Raw genomic sequence first — 16666 nt, forward strand, 5'->3', positions numbered from 1 at the left:
CTGAAGCCGGAGGCCACTCGCCGACCGGACGCCCTTCCCCGACGCGCCTCAGGGGCCCCTTCAGGGTCGAGATCAGGGTGGGTTCCGGAGGCGCCGGCCTCGTGCCGAGCCCTGGCTTCGGTGCGGCGGGGTGACGCAGGTCCCCGCCTGGCCATCCCTCAGCGAAAAGGCGTACGCGTGTTCCGCAACAAGGCTCTACCGGCACGGACTTCGGGTCCGTCCTCCGACGGCACGGCGAGCGGGGGCGGTGGGGGCGACGTCGTCCGGCTCGCCGGTGTGCGCAAGGCGTACCGCCGCGCTGACCCAACACGCCGCCCTGGACCGGCTGGTGACCGACGCGCCGACAGTGGTCCCGTGGCCGCAGCTGCTGGCGACCGTCGCCCTCTGCGCCCTCGTCACCCTGGGCACCGCCTCCGGCGCCACCGGCCGGGAGACCCGCCACCGGGCGATCGAGGCCGCGGGCGTCCGTGAGTGAGTCCCGCCCGAGCGGCATCCGCGCTCCGGGGTGCACCCGGGGCGCGGGCTGTCCGGCGTCGTCGTGCGTCTCCACCCAGGCGCTCCCCGTCCTGGCCGCCACCCTCGCCGCGGCCACCGGTCCCGACTGCCCGGCCCCCGCCGCCCTCGCCACCGCCACCCACCTCGCCGGGCTGCGCCCGCTCGGGCAGGTCCTGCTCTGGATCGCGGTCGCCGCCTGGCTGCTGACGGCAGCGGCGTTCCTCCTCACCGCCGCCCCCGTCCCCGGGTCGCCCGCCTCCTGCACCGGGGCCACTGACGCGGCGCGCCCACCGTGACGGCCCGGACCCGCCGGAGCCGAAGGACTTCAGGCCGCGGGCAGCGGGGCCGGGGCGGCGGGGCCGGTGTAGCGGGCGGAGGGACGGATGATCTTGGAGTCGGCGGCCTGTTCCAGGATGTTGGCGCTCCAGCCGATCGCCCGGCCCGCGGCGAAGGTGGGGGTGAACATCTCCCGGGGCAGGCCGCACAGGTGCATCACCACGCCGGCGTAGAACTCCACGTTGGTGTGGAGTTCGCGGCCCGGCTTCAGCTCGGCCAGGATCGCCTCGACCCGGGCCTCGACCTGGACGGCGAGGTCGACCAGCTCGCCGCCGAAGGACTCGGCGACCCCGCGCAGCATCCGGGAGCGCGGGTCCTCGGTGCGGTAGACGGCGTGGCCGAAGCCCATGATCCGGTCGCCGGCCAGCACGTGCTCGCGGATCCAGCCGTCGATCCGCTCCGGGGTGCCGATCGCGTCCAGGGTGTCCAGCGCCCGGCTCGGCGCGCCGCCGTGCAGCGGCCCGGAGAGCGCGCCCAGCCCGCCGACCAGGCAGGCCACCAGGTCGGCCCCGGTGGAGGCGATCACCCGGGCGGTGAAGGTGGAGGCGTTGAAGCCGTGGTCGACGGTGGAGATCAGGTACTGCTCGATCGCCCGGGCCTTGGCCGGCGTGGGCTCCTCGCCGGTCAGCATGTAGAGGTAGTTGGCGGCGTAGCCGAGGTCGTCGCGCGGCTCTATCGGCTGCTCGCCCTGCTGCAGCCGGTGCAGCGCGGTCAGGACGGTGGGCACCAGCGCGGTGGCGAACAGGGCGTCCTCGACCCGCCGGTCGGGCGCGGTGTCGTAGAGCGGCCGGATGCCGCGGTCGGCGGCGGCGATCGACAGCGCGGCGCCGAGGGCGGTGAGCGGGCCGCCGTGCGCGGTGCTCGCCGCCAGGGCGGGCAGCAGCGGGCGCAGCGCGTCGGGCAGTCGGCGCAGTGGTGCGGTGCGGGCCAGGAAGGCGGCGCGGCGGGCCGGGTCGGGCAGCTCGCCGAGCAGCATCAGGTGCCAGACGTCCTCCAGGGTGCGCTGCTCGGCGAGGTCGATCGCCGAGTACTGGCGGTAGTGGTAGAAGCCCTCCAGCCCGCGGACGTCGCTGAGTTCGGTCTCGGTGACGACGACGCCCTTGAGGCCGCGCGGGACGTCGATCTCGGTGGTGCTCGGCATGGCTGCTGTCCTCCTGATGGGTGTTCGTTCGGGTGACGATCTGTACTCTCCGATCATTGATCCATGTTGTCAACGTTGATCGTAATCAATGTGGAATACTGTGGATCATCATCCGGATGCGGTACGAGGACGAGGGCAGACCATGACCGAACGCTTGACCACCCAGCAGGTCGCCGAGCAGCTCGGAGTCAAGGTGGAGACGGTGTACGCCTACGCCAGCCGCGGCCAGCTCAGCAGCGAGCGGGCCCCGGGCGGCAAGGGCAGCACCTTCGACGCCCGCGAGGTGGCCGAGCTGGCCGCCCGCGGCCGCCGCGCCCCGGTGCGCCCGCCGGCGGGCGAAGCGCCGGCCGGTGAGCCCTGGGCCGGCGGACCGGTCACCGTGCGGACCGAGCTGACCCTGATCGAGAACGGCCGGCTCTACTACCGCGGCCGGGACGCCGTCGAACTCGCCGCCGAGCACGGCTTCGAGGCCGCGATCGGCTGGCTCTGGGGGCTGGGCACCGACGCCCCCGTGGCGCTGCGGGTGCCGCCCACCACCGCCGACGCGCTCACCCGGGCCGCCGCCGCACTGCCCGACGGGATCCGGCTGCCCGACCGGCTGCGGATCTCGGCCACCGTCGCCGCCGCGCTCGACCCGCTCCGCTTCGACCTGCGCGAACAGACCGTGCTGGCGGCCGGCGCGGCCCTGATCGCCGGCATGGTGGAGGCGCTCCCCCGCACCGCGCCCGACCCCGACCCGGGCCCCGACGCCCCGCTCGCCGCGCGGCTGTGGAGCCGGCTGGCCACCACCGCGCCCGCGCCCGAGGCGCTGACCTGCCTGGACCGCGCCCTGGTGCTGCTGATCGACCACGAGCTGGCGGTGTCCACGGTGGCGGCCCGGGTCGCGGCCTCGGCGCGGGCCCATCCGTACGCGGTGGTCTCCGCCGGGCTCGGCGCGACCGACGGCCCGCTGCACGGCGCGGCCAGCCCCCTGGCGCACCGGATGCTCGCCGAGGTGCTGGCCGACGGCGCGGTGCCGGTGGTCTCCGACTACCTGCGCACCGGCCGGCCGATCCCCGGCCTCGGCCACCGGCTCTACCCGCAGGGCGACCCCCGGGCGGTCGCCCTGCTCGACGCGGTCGGCCGGCTCGACGGCGGCCCGGCCGTGGTCGCGGCGGTCACCGAGGTCGAGGCGGCGGCGGGCCCGGCCGGGCGGCCGGCCCTGCGGGCCAACATCGACCTGGCCCTGGCCGCCATGGCCCTGGCCGCCGGACTGCCGGCGCAGGCCGGCGAGGTGGTCTTCGCGGTGGCCCGCACCCCGGGCTGGATCGCCCACGCGGTCGAGGAGTACCGCGAGGAACCACTGCGGATGCGCGCCCGCGGCCACTACACCGGCCCGCGCCCGCGGTCCGCCCCGAACGCACCCCTGTCGAAGCCGAGCTGATCTCCGTACCATCTCGCCATGGAGCTCGAACTCCGGCACCTCCGGATCATCTGCAGCATCGCGGACAGCGGGAGTCTGACGCGGGCCGCCGCGGCGCTGCGGCTGACCCAGCCCGGCCTGAGTGCCCAGTTGACGCGGATCGAGCGGGTGCTCGGGGGTGAGCTGTTCAGCCGCGCGCCGTCGGGGGTCGTGCCGACCGCGTTCGGGGAGGTGGTGCTCAGCCGGGCCCGGGCGGTGCTGCCGACCGTCGACGAGCTGCTGGGGGTCTCCGCCCTCGCCGCGCGCAGCGGCCGTTCGCCGCACCGCTTCCGGCTCGGCTCCGTCAACGCTCCGCTGCTCGGCGGGTTGATCGCGGCGATCAGGTCGCACCACCCGGAGGCCGAGATCAGCTCGCGCGGCCAGGGCTCGCCCGTCCCGCTGGTCGAGGACGTCGCGGGCGGCCGGCTGGAAGCTGCCGTGGTGGGCGACAGCCCCGGTTACGAGCTGGCGCTCCCGCCGGGGGTCGCCGTCGAACCGGTCGCCACCGAGCCGCTCTTCGTGGCCCTGCCCGCGGACCATCCGCTGGCGGCGCTGGAGGAGGTCGGGCTGGCGGACCTCGAGGAGGAGGACTGGGCGGCTCCTCCTCCGGACAACGACCGGATCCGTGAGTACTGGTCCAGGACCCTGCTCGTCCTGGGCCACCGCCTGCGCGTCGTCCACGAGGCGGAGGGCAGGCTCCTCCTGGACGTGGTCCGCAACGGTCACGCGGTGAGCTTCTGCCAGGCCACGTACGAGGAGGTGCCGGGCATCGCCGTACGGCCGGTCGCCGGGAACCCGCTCTGGTACCGGCATCTGCTCGCCTGGCACGAGGAGGGGCCGCTGGTGGCGCTGGGCCCCTCGCTCGTGCGGGACGTCACCGAGGCGTACCGGGCGGCGTGCGCCCGCAGCCCGGTCTACCGGGGCTGGCTCGAAAGGCGCGCGGGCGCCGCACCGCTGACCGGTCATCACCTGTAGGTCCAGACCGTGTCGGTGGCGGCGCCGGAGGCGTTGACGCGGATCCGGATCCGGGCGGTGTCGTCCTGGAAACACTGGCCGGGTTGCCAGCGCTGCCTGTCCAGCACGGTGCAACTCCCGCTGGGTGCGGTGGCGTTGGGGTTGCTCACCACCCGGATCGGCCCGTTGCCGGTGGTGGTCGAGGCTGGCCGGGTCTACTGCCTGGTCACCCTGATGGTGTCGGTGAGCGGTCCGCGCTCGACGACGTCGATCCTGACACCCGTGGTCGGGTCGCTGAAGGACTGGCCCGGCTGGTAGGCGGCCAGATCGAGGGCGGTGCAGCCGGCCGGCGGGGTGGCTCCCGGGTTGCCGTTGACCACCCGGATCGGGCCTTCGCCGGTCGGGGTGGCGGTGTTGACCTGGTAGATCAGCACGCCGGTGGAGCAGGCCCTGGCGTCCCCGCCGACGGCCCGGCGGGACTCGGCGACGTAGGCGGTGGTCGGGCCGGTCCGGATCACCGCGATCTTGGTGCCGCCGGGGCGTTCGACCGCCCTGAGGCGGACGGTCCGGCTGCCGGCGGCGGGCAGGCAGGCGACCTGGCGGTCGTCGATCCAGCCGAACTTCCAGCGCTCCCAGCCGAGGTGCTGGGGTGCGGGACCGGCGATGTCGCCCATCAGGTCCCAGCCGCCGACGTAGCGGTGGTAGTCGGTGGCGGTGAAGGCGTAGAGGTCGGGCAGGCCGAAGGTGTGGGAGGTCTCGTGGTCGGCGACCTTGTAGCCCCAGTGGTACATGTCCTGGCCGAAGGTGACCGCCCACTTGATCCGCCGGCCGTCGGCGGTGATGCCCGCGGTGGTCGGGTCGTAGAGGTAGGTGGGCGAGAAGGTGATCGCGGAGGCGGTCCTGGTCGGGACGATGTAGAGCATGTCGTACCGGGAGAAGTCCACGTACGGGTCGGCCGCCTGGACGGCCTGCTTCACGTAGAGCTCGTGCTGCTCAAAGGTGATGCCGCGCTCGAAGCCGTAGGAGGAGGCGGCCTGCGGCATGTGGATCCAGCGCTTCAGCGGGTCGATGTCCAGCCGGGCCCGGCCGTAGGAGTCCTGCCTCATCCAGTCGGCGGCCGGGGCGAGTTGGCGGTAGTAGTCGTCGGGTGTGCCGGTGGCCGGGGCGTCGGGGAAGTCGACGAAGACCATCAGCACGTGCTTGGTGCCGAGCGGCTGCTGGAACTGGGTGTGGTCGGTGTTGTGGCCCTCGTCCGTCCAGCCGGTGGCTCCGGCCAGGGCGCAGTCGGCGGCCGGAGCGCCGGGCCGGGCCGGGTCGGCCGCCGCCGGGGTGGCGGCGAGCAGGGGCAGGGTGAGCGCCAGGGCGGCGGCGAGCGGGTGCGGTCTCATCGTTCTCCTTCGAAGTGGTGGGTCAGCACCGGCCGGAGGCCAGGTCCATCAGGCGGGCGAGCACCCGCTCGCCGGAGGCGGTCACCCCGTCGTGCTGCCACTCGCCGGTGACCCAGGAGCGCAGGGCGCCGACCGTGCGGGCGGTGCGCAGCGAGAGGCCGGCGTCGACGTACATGTCGTCGTGGTAGACGGCGGCGGCCACTGGCACCCGGTTGGCGGCGAGCCGGGCCGGGTCGTACAGGGCGGGCCAGTCGGTGCGTTCGGCGAGCAGGTGGACGGCCCCGGCGAACGGGCGCAGCCCGGCGATCTCCTCGAACATCCACGGGTAGAACATCTCGCCGGTGAACAGCAGGGGGTCGGTGTCCTCGGCGAACCCGGGCTGCCCGGCCAGGGCCCGGGCGGCGGCCCAGCCGGTGGCGGCTCCGGGGCGGCCGTAGATCGACTCCTGGAGGGCGGCGAAGAGCGGGTTGTCGGTGAAGCCGGTCAGCTGCGCCACCTGCTGGAGGAAGGTGGCCGAGGGCTGGCCGTCCGGGGCGAGGGCCTCGTCGAGGAGCCAGTGCAGGCGTTCGAAGCCGTCGCCCATGCCGAGCGCGAGTCCCAGGGTGCGCAGTCGGCGGACCGTCAGCCGGTCGCCGTCGGGGAGGTGGACGGCCCGGCCCTCGAGCAGGTCGGCGATCCGGCGGACCAGGGGGCGGTCCCCGGGGTAGCGGGCGTAGTAGGCGCCCACGGTGTCGCGCACCCGGGGGTAGGTGGCGGCGTAGACGTCGTCGGCGGTGGCGTCGAGGCCGGGCAGGCCGCCGGTGACGTAGCAGGCGCGCAGGCCTTCGGGGGCGAAGGAGAGGTAGCTGAGGGTGACGAAGCCGCCGTAGCTCTGGCCCAGGACCTCCCAGGGGTCGTCGCCGCACAGCCGGCGGCGGATCAGTTCGGCGTCGGCGACGATCGAGTCGGCGCGGAAGCGGCCGAGGTGGTCGGCCAGTGCGTGGGCCGAGGGGAAGCGGATGGCGGCCCGGGCGGTGAGCGGGCTGGAGCGCCCGGTGCCACGCTGGTCCAGTAGCAGCACCCGGTGGGTCTTGAGGGCGTGGCCGAGCCAGCCGGAGGTGGCGTTCAGCGGGCGGGGGGACTTTCCGCCCGGTCCGCCCTGGAGGTAGAGCAGCCAGGGCAGTCGCTCGCCGGAGCGGACCGGGTCGACGACCTCGCGGGCGAACAGTTCGATGGTTCCGCGGGCGGGTTCGGCGTGGTCGAGCGGTGCGGTGAAGACGTGGTCGGTCACGGCGAGTCCGGGCAGCCGGTACTGGGCGTGGATCACGGTGTCCTCTCGGGGTGGTGGCAGGCGACCTGTTGTCCGGGGGCGATCGTGCGCAGCTGCGGTCGTTCGGCTGCGCAGAGTTCGTCGGCCCTGGGGCAGCGGGTGCGGAAGCGGCAGCCGCTGGGCGGGTCGAGCGGGCTGGGCGGGTCGCCGTGGAGCACGATCCGTTCCCTGGCGCTCTCCAGGTCCGGGTCGGGCAGCGGCACGGCGGACAGCAGGGCGTGGGTGTACGGGTGGGCGGGGTGGGCGAACAGGGTGTCGCGGTCGGCGGTTTCGACGACCGCGCCGAGGTACATCACGGCGATCCGGGTGCTGATCTGGCGGACGGCGCCGAGGTCGTGGGCGATGAACAGGTAGCTCAGCCCGTACTCGTCCTGGAGGTCCCTGAGCAGGTTGAGGATCTGCGCCTGGACCGAAACGTCGAGGGCCGAGACCGGCTCGTCGCACACCACCAGCTTCGGCCGCAACGCCAACGCCCGTGCGATCCCGATGCGTTGGGCCTGACCGCCGGAGAACTCGTGCGGGTGCCGGTCGGCGTGCTCCGGCCGCAGGCCGACCCGGGCCAGCAGTGCCTCGGCCGGCTGGTCGGGCTCCAGGCCCTGGTAGCGGTAGGGTCCGGCGAGGATCCGGCGGACGGTGTGCCGGGGGTTGAGCGAGGAGAACGGGTCCTGGAAGACCATCTGCAGGTCGCGGCGCAGCGGGCGCAGCGCCGGCTCGTCCAGCCCGGCGAGGTCGTGCCCGGCGAAGTGGATGCCGCCCGAGGTGGGGCGCTCCAGGCGGGTGATCAGTTTGGCGAGGGTGGACTTCCCGCAGCCGGACTCACCGACCAGGCCGAGGGTTTCGCCGGGCCCGACGGCCAGCGAGACCCCGTCGACGGCCGCGACGTGGCCGGCCAATCGCCGGGTCAGGCCGTGGCGGACCGGGTAGCGCTTGACCAGGTTCCGTACGTCGAGCAGGCTCATTCCGCGACTCCCAGGGTCGGCAACCGGTCCGGCAGGGGCCCGTCGATGCGCGGGACGCAGGCGAGCAGGCCGCGGGTGTACGGCTCCCTCGGTCGGTGGAACACGTCCCGGACCGGGCCGCGCTCGACCGCGCGGCCGTGGTGCATCACCACGACCTGGTCGGCCAGTCCGGCGACCACGCCCATGTCGTGGGTGATCAGCATGATGGCGGTGCCCGCCTCCTCGCGGAGTTCGCGCAGCAGTTGGAGGATCTGGGCCTGGACGGTGACGTCCAGCGCGGTGGTCGGCTCGTCGGCGATCAGCAGGTCGGGTTCCAGGCACAGGGCCATCGCGATCATCACCCGCTGGCGCATCCCGCCGGAGAACTCGTGCGGGTGGCAGCGGGCGCGCCGTTCCGGCTCCGGGATGCCGACCCGGTCCAGCATCCGCACCGCGACCCGGTGCGCCTCCCGGCGTCCGGCGCGGTGGTGCGCCCGGTAGGCCTCGGCGATCTGGAAGGCCACCGAGTAGTACGGGTTGAGGCAGGACAGCGGGTCCTGGAAGATCATCGCGATCCGGTCGCCGCGCAGCCGGCGCAGCGAGCGCTGGTCGAGGGCGGTCAACTCCCGCCCGTCGAAGCGGATCTCGCCGCTGACCCGGGCGTCGCGCAGCAGGCCGAGGACGGCGAGGCTGGTGACCGACTTGCCGCTGCCGGACTCGCCGACCACGCCGAGCACCTGTCCGGCCTCCAGGTCGAGGTCGAGCCCGTCCACGGCGCGGACGCCGGAGCGGAACTCCACGGCCAGGTCACGTACCGTCAGCAGGGTCATCCGACGGCCCTCACTCTCGGGTCGAGCACGGCGTAGACCAGGTCCACCAGCAGGTTGGCGAGCACCACGAAGGAGGCGGCGAACAGCGTCACCCCGAGGATCACCGGCTGGTCGGCGGAGGCGATCGCGTCGGCCGCCAGCTTGCCGACGCCCGGCAGCCCGAACACCGACTCGGTGATCAGCGCACCGCCGAGCAGCGCGCCGAGGTCCATGCCGAAGATGGTCACGATCGGCATCAGGGCGGGCCGCAGGGCGTGCCGCCGCACCACGGTGAGTTCGGGCAGGCCCTTGGCCCGGGCGGTGCGCACGTAGTTCTGCCCGAGGCTCTCCAGCATCTCGCCGCGGGTGACCCTGGCGTAGATCCCGGCGTACAGCAGGGCGAGGGTGATCCAGGGCATCAGCATCGACTGCGCCCAGCCGAGCGGATCGGCGGTGAACGGCACGACCTGCGGGTACGGCAGCAGCTCGAGCCGCACCACCAGCAGGTACTGCAGTACCAGGGCGGTGAAGTAGATCGGCAGCGAGACCCCGCCGAGGGCGGCCGTCATCGCGGCCCGGTCCCACAGGCTGCCGCGCCGCAGGGCCGAGACCACCCCGGCGCCGACGCCGACGGCGAGCCACAGCACGGCGGCGCCGACGGCGATCGAGAAGCTGACCGGCAGCCGGCTGGTGAGCAGCTGCCACACCGGCTGGTCGGTCTGGAAGCTGAACCCCAGGCACGGGAACGGGCAGTCGACGGCCTGCGGTCCGCTGCCGTACGTCCGGCCGGAGACGATGCCGGTCAGGTAGTCGCCGAACTGGCGCAGCGGCGAGTGGTCCAGCCCGAGGGTGGTGCGGATCTCGGCGATCCGTTCCGGGCTGCAGGCCTTGCCGCAGGCGCCCTGCGCCGGGTCGGCCGGCATCAGGTAGAAGATGGCGAAGGTGGCGGCGCAGATCACCAGCAGGATGGCGGCCGTGACGGCCAGTCTGCGCAGCAGGTAGAGGATCATCGTCGCTGGCTCCGGGGGTCGAGCGTGTCCCGGACGGCGTCGCCGAGCACGTTGAAGGCGAGCACGGTGACGAACAGGAAGGCGCCGGGGATCAGGAAGTAGGCGGGGTCGGCGGCGTACCAGGGCACGGCGGTGGCGATCATCTGGCCCCAGGAGGGGGTGGGGGCCTGGACGCCGACGCCGAGGAAGGACAGGCCGGCCTCGGTGGCGATGTAGCCGGGGATCGACATGGTGGCCACCACCAGCACCGGTCCGGTCAGGTTGGGCAGCACCTCGCGCAGCAGCAGCGCCCGGCGGGAGGCGCCGAGCACCCGGGCGGCCGCGACGAACTCGCCCCGCGCGAGCACCATCGCCTGTCCGCGGACGATCCGGCCGACGTACGGCCAGCCGAAGAAGCCGAGGACCACGACCAGCAGCAGTCGGCGGTCCGTGCCGGGCGCCGCCGAGATCAGCGCGATCATGAAGATCAGGCTGGGGAAGGACAGCAGCAGGTCCATGGTGCGTGCGATCGCGGTGTCGACCCACCCGCCGAAGAAGCCGGCGACCAGGCCCAGCGCCGTGCCCAGCACCACCGACAGCGCGGTGGCGAGCACGGCGATCAGCAGTGACACCTGTGCGCCGTACACCACCCGGGCGAGCACGTCCCGGCCGTTGACCGGCTCGACGCCGAGCCAGTGCCGGGCGCTGATCCCGCCCGCCGCGCCGCGCGGCAGGCCGCCGAGCGCCGGGTCCACCGCGTCGCCGTGGAAGGCGGTCGGCGAGCTCCCGGTGATCCAGGTGATCAGCGGCGCGGCGGCCGCGACCAGGACCAGCGCGGCCACCACGGCCAGTGCGAGGGCGGCCGAGCGCTGGGCCAACAGCCTGCGGACGGCGGTCACTTGCGCACACCCAGGGAGACCAGGTCGAGCCGGCCGACGTAGCCGATGTGCCCGTACGCCCCGGTGACGTTCGGGCCGGTCAGGACCGGCGCCTTGTCCCAGAGGAACGGCACCACCGGGGCGTCCCGCATGATCTGCTGCGCGAGCTGCCCGTACGCCGCCCGGGCCGCGGCCGGGTCGTCGGTCGCGGCGATCCCGTCGATCCGCGCGTCGACGGCCGGGGAGTCGTACTGCGCGTAGTTGTTGTTCCCCTGAGCGGTGATCAGCCGGCCGTCGAAGACGATCGGCAGGTACGTGGAGGCGCCCGGCCAGTCCGGGGACCAGCCGGCGATCACCAGGTCGTGCTCCTGGGCGGTGTTGCCGACCGTGCTGTAGAAGGCCGAGGAGCTGATCTCGTTGATCTTCACGGTGATGCCGGCCCGCCCGAGCGAGGCCTGCACCGCCTCGGCCTGCGCCTTGCCGGCGGTGGAGGCGGGGGCGTCGAGGGTCAGGGTGAGGCCGGAGGCGTGGCCCGCCTCGGCGAGCAGCGCCTTGGCCTTGTCCGGATCGCCCTTGCCGTCCTGACTCGGGTAGGGGTCCTCGGCCGGATAGCCGAGGGACGGCGGCAGCAGGCTGGTCGCCAGGTCACCGGCGATCGGACCGCCGCGGGTGGTGCGCAGGGCGTCCTTGTCCAGCGCGTAGGCGATGGCCTGGCGCACCCGGACGTCGTCGAGCGGCTGGTGCCTGGTGTTGATGCTCAGGTAGCGGGTGTTGATCGAGTCGCCGGTGACCAGCCGGCTCTTCAGCCGCGGATCGTTCAGCACCCGCCCGACCGAGGCGGGGCCGATCGGCTCCAGCGCGACGGCGTTCGCGTCCTCGCCCTGACCGGCGATCAGCCGCTGGTCGACCACCGCCGCGTCCAGGCCCAGGTCGATGACGACCCGGTCGGGCAGGCCCTTGCGCACGCCGTCGGTCGCCCGGTCCCAGCTGGGGTTGCGGACCAGGGTGAGCCGCTTCTTGGGCTCATAGCTCTCGATCTCGTACGGGCCGGAGGAGAACGGGCGGGAGTCGTAGCCGACGCCGGTGTCCTTGTCCTTCGGCACCGGGGCGAACATCGGCAGTGCCACCGCCGAACCGAAGTCGGCCACCGGGCGGTTGAGATGGAAGACGACGGTGCTGTCGTCCGGGGTCTCGATCGAGGCCAGCCCGGCGGGATCCTGGTAGGGCCCCTTGTACGAGTCGCCGCCGGCCAGCCACATCCGGGCGTACGGCGGGCCCTCCGGCAGCTCGGCGGCGAAGGTCCGCTCGACCCCGTACTTGACGTCCCCGCTGGTGATCGGGCGGCCGTCCTCGAACTTCACCCCCGGCTTGAGGGTGAAGGTCCAGGTCCTCGCGCCGTCGCTGGGCCGACCGGTGTCGGTGGCCAGGTCCGGCACGATCTTCCCGCCCGCCTGGCCGGGCGCGGCGGCGAAGGTGGTCAGCGTCCGGTAGATCAGCCGGCTCACGTCCTGCGAGGACGTGACGTAGTTGCGCGCCGGGTCCAGGTGCTCCAGGTCGAGGGTGGACAGCACGTGCAGCGTGCCGCCCTTCACCGCGGCCGTGTTCGCCCCGGTGGCGGCGCCGCCGGCTCCCGTACAACCGGCGGCCGACAGCAGCCCCAGGGCCACGGCGAGGGCCGGCCCGACTCTTCGTTGTCCCACGTCTCCTCCAGGCATGATGTGACATTTCATGCGTGGGAGAAGAGTGGCCGACCGGGGAGCCCGCCAGAAGATCCCAGCACCCCATCACATCGCGTTATGACAGCCGGAGGGCGGCCGACCGCACCAGCCGGGCACCCTCCACGCCACCGTCCTCGGCCCGGAGGCGGACGACTGATCAACGGCCTCCGTGGTCGGGCAGCCGGATCGCCTCGCCGTGACCCGGCTGCCCGGCTACGTCAGCGCGCGCCCCCTCCTCGGGCGGTCGGCGGCCCGGGCCGGCGCTGCTACGGACCGGGTGGGAGCCGCGCGAGGCGGTCGCGCGGACCGTGGCCACCGCGGGGCGGACGGTCTTCCTGTCCGGCCTCACCGTCACGCTCGCGCTGGCCAGCATGCTGGTCTTCCCCGAGGTCTTCCTCCGGTCGATGTCCCTCGGCGGAACGGCCGCCGTCCTGGTGGCGATGGCCGGGGCGCTCACCGTCCTGCCCGCGGCGCTCGCCGTCCTCGGACGGCGGATCGACTCCCTGCGGGTACCGCTCCCCCGGCGACCGCACCCGAAGTCCGCCGGGCAAGGGCCGGGCGGCTGGGAACGACTGGCGGGCCGGGTCATGCGCCGACCGGCGCGGTACGCCTTCGCCACCCTGGCCGTGCTCACCCCACACCCGAACGTAGCGGCAGCGCCGAGGCCAGCCGACTGACTCGCCTCCGCGGCTCGCCCCGGTGACCATTCCACACGGGCCGTCGCACGGTCGGCCCCTGGCCAGGACCAGTCTCCGACACCGGCTCACCGGACTCGCGATCAACCTCGCCGGAATCGACGCCTGGCGCATCACGACATCCCGCTCCCCGACCCTCACATCCGGCAGCACTCCGGCCCGTCGGATGAACCGACGGGCCGGAGTGGCCATGACCGGATTCGCCCACAGCATCGCGTTGCCCCCACCCGGAGCCCGGAGCCGGCCGCCCCGACCGGGGCCGTGCGCGAGCCGGAGGCCCTCGTGGCCGTCGCCCGGTCACCGAAGGGCCTGCCCAGCCGGACGGACCAGCAGCACGGTTGCCGCCAAGAGGTGCCAGCCGGGACCGCCGAGGGCCGTTCCGGGGCCGCGGTCCGCGCCGGCAGTCGCGGAGTCCCGCCCGGCCGTGCTGTCACGCCCCGTCCAACGCCTCCACCAGAGCCGCCAGGAACTCCTCCGGCCGTTCCAACTGCACGCTGTGCCCGGCCCCTTCGACCACCACCTCGCGCACCCGCCCGCCCGCCGCGGCGTAGCGGTCGAGTGCGGAACGGGTCTGTGCCACCATCGGCTGCGCCGGGCACGCGTCCGCGCCGGGCCACCCGGGAACCGCACCGATCGCGCCCAGGTGGGCGAGGTCGAAGAGCGAGGTGTCGGAGACGATCACGTCGGCGGACCCGCGGATCCACAGGACGGGCGGCTTCGGCTCGACCAGTTCCAGGTCGTCGATCCGGAAGTGGGTCGGTGCCAGCGAGTTGAGCACCCCGCGGTCGCCGGGCGCGAACCCCGGCCAGGCGTCGCTGGGACGGCTGTCTCCCGGGTAGTGGTCGACCCCGGTCCGGGTGGTCAGCATCGCGGCCACGTAGGGGTTCGGTTCTGCCAGCGGTTCGCTGACGTAGGCGGTGTCCAGTACCGAGCGCGGCGCGAACGGTGACCCGGCGCCCGCCTCGCCCTCGCCCAGTAGCCGGACGAATTCGGGGGCCGCACCGCCGGCGCCGGAGCCCGCGCCGTCGGGCGAGTTGAGCCGCCCGTCCGGCCCGTGGGTGCCGCCGAAGCCGTACGGGGAGACCGGGTTGACCAGGGTGAGTGAGCGGACCAGTTCCGGGTGGTCGCGCAGCAGTTGCAGCGCCACGCCGCCGCCCATGCTCCAGCCGACCAGGTGGACCGGGCCGAGGGCCAGCGCCCGGAGGTAGGAGAGCAGGTCCTCGCTGTGGTCGCGCAGGCCGCGGGTGGCGTCCACCGGCAGGGGCTCGGTGCCGCCGAAGCCGCGCAGGTCGGGTGCCAGCGGGCGGTAGCGGGCGGGCAGCGCGGTCATGGTGGAGTGCCAGAAGACGCTGGAGGAGACGTTGCCGTGCACCAGGACCACGGGTTCGCCGGTGCGGCCCTCGATCTCGGCGTGGTTGACGGTGAGTCGGTCGGTGGCGATCGGTCGATCGGTGATCATCGGACGGGTCCTCAGTTCAGCCAGCCGGTGACCTGCGCGCTCGCCGCGCCGTCCCAGCCGAGTTCCAGGTGATTGGCGGAGGCGATCAGCGCCGTGCCGCCGACGGTGGCGAAGCCGGAGGTGTCCAGTGCGCTGGCCACGAAGACCACTCCGTCGCTGGGCCCGCGGTCCTCGTTGAAGATCCCCAGGACGTTGGGCGTGCCGCCGGCCAGGAGGTAGGCCGTCACCGAGGCGGGCACCCCGGCCTGGCGCAGCGGGGCGATCAGCGAGCCGGCGTCGATCGCGGCCTGGATGCCGCCACCGTCGGTGTAGAAGCCCTGCCCGCCGTAGTAGGTGGTGTACCAGTCCTGCTGGGTCTGGTCGACGCCGAAGACCGAGTCCCAGCGGGCCAGCATCTGCCGCTGCCCGGGGTAGTCGTCGTAGCCGCTCGTGGGGGTGAAGGAGAACTCCGGGTGCGCGATGTAGGTGCCGTAGCAGGTCATGTGCAGGTGCGGGGAGGGGGCGTTGACGGCACCGCCGCACTGCGGCCAGATCGAGAAGTCGTGCGCCCAGCCGTGCGCGAACGGGTAGTCGTAGCCGCCGTTCGGACCACCGAGGGTGATCAGCTTGCGCACGTCACCCGCGGCCGGGCGGCCCCAGGCGGGCTTGACCGAGGAGACGTAGGCCCGCGTGGACATCTCGCCCTTGCTCCAGCCCACCACGTCCACCTGCGGGACGCCGAGCTTGGCGCGGATCAGCGCGACGGCGTCGCCGACCTCCTGGGCCTGCATCAGGTTGTCGCCCTGCTTGTGGGCGAAGCCGATCGCGAAGACCCGGTAGCCGCGACCTGCCAGGTACTGCATCAGTCCCGTGTTCGGGCAGGAGGCGGCGCCGCAGCCGTAGCCGCCGGACTCGCCGGGGTTGGCCCAGGCCCGGTCCGGGTTGTCGTTGGCGCCGTGCACCAGCAGCACCGGGACCTGGTGCGCGCCGGTGTTCCAGCCCGGGGCGGAGTAGAGCAGGAAACGGCCGGAGAAGGGCTGCTTGACGCCGCCGAAGAAGGTGAGCCGCTGGCCGTCCTGGTCGCCGCGGCCGTCCGGCGGGTACTGCTCCTGCCGGAAGCCGGTGGTGGTGTCGAGGTACCGCTCGACGTGGTCCCAACCGTTGGCGACGCTGCTGTAGGTGGCCTCCAGGGTCAGGTAGGACGGCACCGCCCCGGGCACCGCGGCCGCGGCCGTCCCCGACGGGGCCATCACCGCACCGATCAGCGCCAGCACGCCCGCGAGCATCCAGCCCAGGCCTCTTCGCCCACGACGTCCGTTCCTCCGCATACGCGTTCACTCCTCCACGCCCGGATCGACTGCGCGACACGGTACGGATGCCGGGGTGCCGTCCCTATGGTTGTGACACATACCTCGGTCATCACGATGTGGGCGTCCGCCACCTGGTCCACTCCGGAGGGCTGCGGCGATGCCGGCGATCGCGGCGAAGTGGTCGGCCTCGCGTTCGTAGCGGCGGTGCAGTCGGCGGAAGCCGCCGAGCCACGTCAGCACCTCAACCGCCCTCGCCCTGAAACAGCAGGGCGCCCAAGAACCCGTCAACGTCATCGCGCACTGGGTACGAACGCGCCACGCACCGGGCGCACGGGCGCACCCCGGTCGGCCGGCCGCACCGGTCGCGGGCGGCCCGGGCCTGGGCGCTGCCGTTGCCCTCGATCGACCCGCAGGTGGTGTCCCGCTCCGCCGCCGCCCTGGACGCGTACGGCCCGGACCTCGGCTACACCCACTACGCGGTAGTGCGACGGCTGCCGATCGCCCTCGGCGGTGTCGCAGCGGTGGCGGGGCTCGCCTTCGCCGCCCGACTGCCACTGCTGCGCCGGGCCCTGGGGAGGCTGCGCAAGCCCGGTGACGGGCCGAGCGCGGAGCAGCGGGCGCGGTCCTGGTTCGTCGTCCGGTTCGTGGCGCGGGCGGGTGGTGGGCGCCCTCACCGAAGTGTCCGGGGGTGACCCCGGCTACCAGGAGACCGCGAAGATGCCGGCCGGGTCGGCGCTGTGCCTGGCGTACGACGACCTGCCGTCCGCATGCGGTCGGCGTGTCAGCACCGCACCACCGACGGCTCGCCCGCCCCTGTCACGAGGGGG

At 73.8% G+C, this 16666-nt stretch carries 17 protein-coding genes; 6 read left to right on the forward strand and 11 right to left on the reverse strand.

Annotation, left to right across the window (positions count from 1 at the left end):
• The first annotated feature begins 274 nt into the window (after positions 1-274).
• Together O1G21_RS03590 and O1G21_RS03595 are read left to right on the forward strand one after the other, a co-directional pair.
• Positions 275-475, forward strand: a complete 201-nt coding sequence (locus O1G21_RS03590; RefSeq protein WP_270140665.1) for a hypothetical protein — start codon at positions 275-277, stop codon at positions 473-475.
• A complete protein-coding gene (locus O1G21_RS03595; protein WP_270140667.1) occupies positions 468-791 on the forward strand; it encodes a hypothetical protein in 324 nt (107 codons plus the stop codon). Before O1G21_RS03590 ends, O1G21_RS03595 begins: the two co-directional genes overlap by 8 nt.
• A gap of 29 nt (positions 792-820) precedes the next feature.
• Here the strand turns inward: O1G21_RS03595 and O1G21_RS03600 are convergent, their stop codons facing one another.
• A complete protein-coding gene (locus tag O1G21_RS03600; RefSeq protein ID WP_270140669.1) occupies positions 821-1972 on the reverse strand; it encodes a citrate synthase/methylcitrate synthase in 1152 nt (383 codons plus the stop codon).
• 142 nt (positions 1973-2114) lie between these two features.
• Between O1G21_RS03600 and O1G21_RS03605 the strand changes: the two genes are divergently transcribed.
• Entirely contained in the window at positions 2115-3395 is a 1281-nt protein-coding gene (locus O1G21_RS03605; protein ID WP_270140671.1) for a citrate synthase, read from the forward strand.
• Positions 3396-3413: 18 nt separating this feature from the next.
• Complete coding sequence (locus O1G21_RS03610) at positions 3414-4388, forward strand: LysR family transcriptional regulator (RefSeq protein ID WP_270140673.1); 975 nt, start codon at positions 3414-3416, stop codon at positions 4386-4388.
• Here the strand turns inward: O1G21_RS03610 and O1G21_RS03615 are convergent.
• Genes O1G21_RS03615 through O1G21_RS03650 form a run of 8 tightly spaced genes read right to left on the reverse strand, consistent with a single transcriptional unit; the run spans position 4379 to position 12378 of the window.
• Positions 4379-4537: a hypothetical protein gene (locus O1G21_RS03615; RefSeq protein ID WP_270140675.1), complete on the reverse strand. Its 159-nt coding sequence runs from the start codon at positions 4535-4537 to the stop codon at positions 4379-4381. The genes O1G21_RS03610 and O1G21_RS03615 overlap by 10 nt on opposite strands.
• Positions 4538-4582: 45 nt before the next feature.
• A complete protein-coding gene (locus O1G21_RS03620) occupies positions 4583-5755 on the reverse strand; it encodes a M6 family metalloprotease domain-containing protein (RefSeq protein WP_270140677.1) in 1173 nt (390 codons plus the stop codon).
• A gap of 22 nt (positions 5756-5777) precedes the next feature.
• Positions 5778-7061 (reverse strand): alpha/beta fold hydrolase, encoded by a 1284-nt coding sequence (locus tag O1G21_RS03625; protein ID WP_405000583.1) that lies wholly within the window; start codon positions 7059-7061, stop codon positions 5778-5780.
• Positions 7058-8023, reverse strand: a complete 966-nt coding sequence (locus O1G21_RS03630) for an ABC transporter ATP-binding protein (RefSeq protein ID WP_270140679.1) — start codon at positions 8021-8023, stop codon at positions 7058-7060. The genes O1G21_RS03625 and O1G21_RS03630 overlap by 4 nt, the downstream gene beginning before the upstream one ends.
• A complete protein-coding gene (locus tag O1G21_RS03635; RefSeq protein WP_405000584.1) occupies positions 8020-8832 on the reverse strand; it encodes an ABC transporter ATP-binding protein in 813 nt (270 codons plus the stop codon). Before O1G21_RS03635 ends, O1G21_RS03630 begins: the two co-directional genes overlap by 4 nt.
• Positions 8829-9821, reverse strand: coding sequence for an ABC transporter permease (locus O1G21_RS03640; RefSeq protein WP_270140681.1), 993 nt, complete (start codon positions 9819-9821; stop codon positions 8829-8831). The genes O1G21_RS03635 and O1G21_RS03640 overlap by 4 nt, the downstream gene beginning before the upstream one ends.
• The gene (locus O1G21_RS03645; RefSeq protein ID WP_270140683.1) at positions 9818-10699 is read right to left on the reverse strand and encodes an ABC transporter permease; all 882 of its coding nucleotides are present in this window, start codon (positions 10697-10699) and stop codon (positions 9818-9820) included. Before O1G21_RS03645 ends, O1G21_RS03640 begins: the two co-directional genes overlap by 4 nt.
• Complete coding sequence (locus tag O1G21_RS03650) at positions 10696-12378, reverse strand: ABC transporter substrate-binding protein (RefSeq protein WP_270140684.1); 1683 nt, start codon at positions 12376-12378, stop codon at positions 10696-10698. The genes O1G21_RS03645 and O1G21_RS03650 overlap by 4 nt, the downstream gene beginning before the upstream one ends.
• Before the next feature lie 281 nt (positions 12379-12659).
• On the opposite strand from O1G21_RS03650, the gene O1G21_RS03655 reads away from it, so the two are divergent.
• Positions 12660-13073 carry an MMPL family transporter gene (locus O1G21_RS03655; protein ID WP_270150759.1) on the forward strand — a complete coding sequence of 138 codons (414 nt, stop codon included), beginning with the start codon at positions 12660-12662 and terminating at the stop codon, positions 13071-13073.
• Positions 13074-13521: 448 nt separating this feature from the next.
• Here the strand turns inward: O1G21_RS03655 and O1G21_RS03660 are convergent, their stop codons facing one another.
• Both O1G21_RS03660 and O1G21_RS03665 read right to left on the reverse strand, forming a co-directional pair.
• Positions 13522-14550 carry an alpha/beta fold hydrolase gene (locus O1G21_RS03660; RefSeq protein ID WP_270140685.1) on the reverse strand — a complete coding sequence of 343 codons (1029 nt, stop codon included), beginning with the start codon at positions 14548-14550 and terminating at the stop codon, positions 13522-13524.
• Between the two features lie 11 nt (positions 14551-14561).
• Positions 14562-15857: an esterase/lipase family protein gene (locus O1G21_RS03665; protein ID WP_270140686.1), complete on the reverse strand. Its 1296-nt coding sequence runs from the start codon at positions 15855-15857 to the stop codon at positions 14562-14564.
• A 374-nt stretch (positions 15858-16231) separates the two neighbouring features.
• Between O1G21_RS03665 and O1G21_RS03675 the strand changes: the two genes are divergently transcribed.
• The gene (locus O1G21_RS03675) at positions 16232-16531 is read left to right on the forward strand and encodes a saccharopine dehydrogenase family protein (protein ID WP_405000585.1); all 300 of its coding nucleotides are present in this window, start codon (positions 16232-16234) and stop codon (positions 16529-16531) included.
• Positions 16532-16666 lie beyond the last annotated feature (135 nt).

It is taken from the genome of Kitasatospora cathayae, from assembly GCF_027627435.1.
Classification (GTDB): domain Bacteria; phylum Actinomycetota; class Actinomycetes; order Streptomycetales; family Streptomycetaceae; genus Kitasatospora; species Kitasatospora cathayae.

Coding starts and splice junctions, on each gene's coding strand:
- O1G21_RS03600 (WP_270140669.1), bottom strand. CDS start 1,972: ATGCCGAGCACCACCGAGATCGACGTCCCGCGCGGCCTCAAGGGCGTC.
- O1G21_RS03605 (WP_270140671.1), top strand. CDS start 2,115: ATGACCGAACGCTTGACCACCCAGCAGGTCGCCGAGCAGCTCGGAGTC.
- O1G21_RS03610 (WP_270140673.1), top strand. CDS start 3,414: ATGGAGCTCGAACTCCGGCACCTCCGGATCATCTGCAGCATCGCGGAC.
- O1G21_RS03620 (WP_270140677.1), bottom strand. CDS start 5,755: ATGAGACCGCACCCGCTCGCCGCCGCCCTGGCGCTCACCCTGCCCCTG.
- O1G21_RS03630 (WP_270140679.1), bottom strand. CDS start 8,023: ATGAGCCTGCTCGACGTACGGAACCTGGTCAAGCGCTACCCGGTCCGC.
- O1G21_RS03635 (WP_405000584.1), bottom strand. CDS start 8,832: ATGACCCTGCTGACGGTACGTGACCTGGCCGTGGAGTTCCGCTCCGGC.
- O1G21_RS03640 (WP_270140681.1), bottom strand. CDS start 9,821: ATGATCCTCTACCTGCTGCGCAGACTGGCCGTCACGGCCGCCATCCTG.
- O1G21_RS03660 (WP_270140685.1), bottom strand. CDS start 14,550: ATGATCACCGATCGACCGATCGCCACCGACCGACTCACCGTCAACCAC.
- O1G21_RS03665 (WP_270140686.1), bottom strand. CDS start 15,857: ATGCGGAGGAACGGACGTCGTGGGCGAAGAGGCCTGGGCTGGATGCTC.